At 44.4% G+C, this 2,678-nt stretch carries 4 protein-coding genes; 1 reads left to right on the top strand and 3 read right to left on the bottom strand.

Features of this window, described 5'->3' with window-relative positions; genetic code table 11:
- Positions 1–1,279, top strand: a 1,279-nt coding sequence (der, locus tag WA010_RS10770) for a ribosome biogenesis GTPase Der (protein ID WP_422557117.1), incomplete at its 5' end; no start/stop codon positions are given.
- Positions 1,280–1,304: 25 nt separating this feature from the next.
- Here the strand turns inward: der and hemJ are convergent.
- The 3 genes from hemJ to hpf are packed head-to-tail and all read right to left on the bottom strand — an operon-like array spanning position 1,305 to position 2,578.
- On the bottom strand, positions 1,305–1,748 hold the full coding sequence (hemJ, locus tag WA010_RS10765; RefSeq protein ID WP_422557116.1) for a protoporphyrinogen oxidase HemJ: 444 nt from the start codon (positions 1,746–1,748) through the stop codon (positions 1,305–1,307).
- Between the two features lie 56 nt (positions 1,749–1,804).
- The gene (gene trxC / locus WA010_RS10760) at positions 1,805–2,236 is read right to left on the bottom strand and encodes a thioredoxin TrxC (RefSeq protein WP_422557115.1); all 432 of its coding nucleotides are present in this window, start codon (positions 2,234–2,236) and stop codon (positions 1,805–1,807) included.
- A gap of 3 nt (positions 2,237–2,239) precedes the next feature.
- Positions 2,240–2,578 (bottom strand): ribosome hibernation-promoting factor, HPF/YfiA family, encoded by a 339-nt coding sequence (gene hpf, locus WA010_RS10755; RefSeq protein ID WP_422557114.1) that lies wholly within the window; start codon positions 2,576–2,578, stop codon positions 2,240–2,242.
- Between the last annotated feature and the right edge of the window lie 100 nt (positions 2,579–2,678).

Raw genomic sequence — 2,678 nt, 5'->3', positions numbered from 1 at the left:
CTTTATGGTAGACGGTAAAAGCCTCCCTGAAGAGGATGATAAAAAACTTTTTTATGAACTTGAATCGATGGGAAAAGCGATTGCATTGGTCGTGAATAAAATCGATAATGACAAGATGCAAGAGAAGCTTTGGGAATATTATGAGTTCGGGACAGAGCGTATTTTCGGTATTTCCGTTTCCCATAACCGTTCAGTTTTGCCGCTTTTAAACTGGATCGCTTCTGAACTTCCTGAATCCGCTATCGTTAAACCTGAAGCCGAAATAGCAGAAGATGATGATATGGATGGATTTGATGCGGCATTGAAAGCCTCTTCGGATGATGAAGAATTCGATGAAGATGAGGACGATGGGTTCTTTATTCCTGAAGCGGATGATGAAGAAGAGGAGACGTCGATCGAAGCACTTGAAGAGGCGTATCGTGGAATCGTTAAAGAGTACGAAGCGGGTGACGTTAATCAGATGAAAGTAGCGATCATCGGACGTGTCAACGTCGGGAAAAGCTCATTGCTTAACGCATTGCTTGGAGAAGATCGCTCGGTGGTCAGTTCTGTCGCTGGGACAACCATCGACCCAATCGATGAAACGATAGAGTATGCGGATAAAAAGATTACCTTTATCGATACCGCAGGGATTCGTAAGCGGGGAAAAATTCTCGGAATCGAAAAATACGCCCTTATGCGTACCGAAGAGATGCTTGAAACGGCAGACATTGCCCTCCTTGTTCTTGATGCGTCACAGCCGTTTATGGATTTGGATGAAAAAATCGCGGGGTTTGTCGATAAAAATCGTCTCGCGTGTTTGATCGTACTCAACAAATGGGATCTGGCACCGAAAGAAGATTACGACAAGATTATGACAGAAGTACGCGACCGTTTTAAATTTTTGAGCTATGCACCGATCATCACGATTTCAGCGCAGAGCAAACAGCGGGTACACAAAATCTTTGATATGCTCCTCAAAATCAATGAGAACTATTCACAGCGTATCTCTACCGGAAAACTCAACGAAGTAATCCAAGCGGCGATGCGCAAACATATCTTGCCAAGTATCAACGGTATGAATATCCGTCTTTATTTCGCAACACAGTACGATATCCGTCCACCGCGTATCGCACTCATTATGAACAAACCGCAGGGGCTCCATTTCAGTTATCGCCGATATTTGACGAATCAGTTACGCGAGCAGTTTGATTTTGAGGGGACTCCGGTACTCTTTAAAGCGAAAGCAAAAAATACAAATCGAAGACCGAAACCGCATAAAACTCGGTCTATGTGGTAAGCGAAAGCCTGAGGGCTTTTTGCTTTTAAAAAGGTTTTACGATTACGAGTGCAACAATACCGATGAGCAATAGCGTCGGTACTTCATTATAAATACGAAAAAACTTCCCACTTTTATAAGCGGTATTTTCTTTGAGCTTGAGACGGTAATGTCCGAGTGTGAAAAAGTAGCCGATCAAAATGGCGACTAGGGTCAGTTTGGCGTGCATCCATCCCCCCATTTTAAAGACATTCATACCATAATGGGCTGTGGACATTACGATCAATGCAATTCCAGAGAGTAACGTTGCCCAAAATGCGGGAACTCCGATGTATTTATAAATCTTCATCTCCATCACTTCGACGACGTCGATAAATCCTTGATTCGTTCCATTTTCAACGTGATAAACAAAAAGACGGGGGAGGTAGAAGAGCACCGCAAACCATGAAACCATGGAAATAATATGAAACCAAAGCATCCAGCTGTACATGTGTTCTGTCCTGTTGCGTAAAATTAAACGGTAGGGTATCTAAAAAAGATTAATCGCTATAGGTGTTTTTTGACAAAGGCGATAATTTGAGGAGTCGGTAAGGCGCCGCTGAACTGATCGACGATGCGGTTGTTTCTAAAAGCGATAACGGTGGGGATAGATCGGATACCGAAACGTCCACCTAGATGCTGCTGCTCTTCGGTGTTGATTTTGACAAATTGGGCTTTGAGGGGGAAGTGACGCGCCGCCTCTTCGAACGAGGGTGCCATACTTCGGCACGGTCCGCACCACGGTGCCCAAAAATCAGCGATAATAAGTCGTTCATCATTGAGCATCAAGCGATCAAAAGAGGAGGCATCTACGGAGATGGGCTTGGTGTCGAGAAGGGAGCCTTTGCAGTGACCGCAGGCGGCTTTTGCATAGGACTCTTTTAGAGGAATGGCATTTACGCCTCCGCAGTGGGGGCAAACGACATTGATTTTAGACATGGATTACTCCGCTACCTCTTCCGCCACTTCGATGTCACGGATAGATGAGGTGTGGTGATCTTTTACTTTGTCATGGAGGCGGCGGAGTGCTTTGTTAGCACGTTCAATCGCTAAATCGATGGCAGTGTCGAGGTCTTCATCGACATCAGAAATAACGACGGGTTGCGCGTGAGCAATGTGCATGTCAAATTCAACTCCGACTCCGTTTTTTTCTTTGGTGATTATGACGTTAACGGTTGTAATATCAAGATGATAGCGTTTGAAATTTTCGATTGCAGTAGCAATATGGTCGTTTAGATGTTGGGTAAGTTTGACTTCTTTAGAGCGAATTTGTACATTCATGGTAAATCCTTTTATTGGGTTGAAACGCAATCGGAATAAAATCCTGATTTGCTACGTTAACGCTAAGTTTCCCTCGGCGGGAAGCCCACGCATAGTAAAC

It is taken from the genome of Sulfuricurvum sp. (assembly GCF_049305995.1).
In the GTDB taxonomy this organism is placed as follows: Bacteria; Campylobacterota; Campylobacteria; order Campylobacterales; family Sulfurimonadaceae; genus Sulfuricurvum.
Note: the sequence above shows the minus strand (reverse complement) of the source record. Positions and strands in the feature narration are given on the sequence as shown.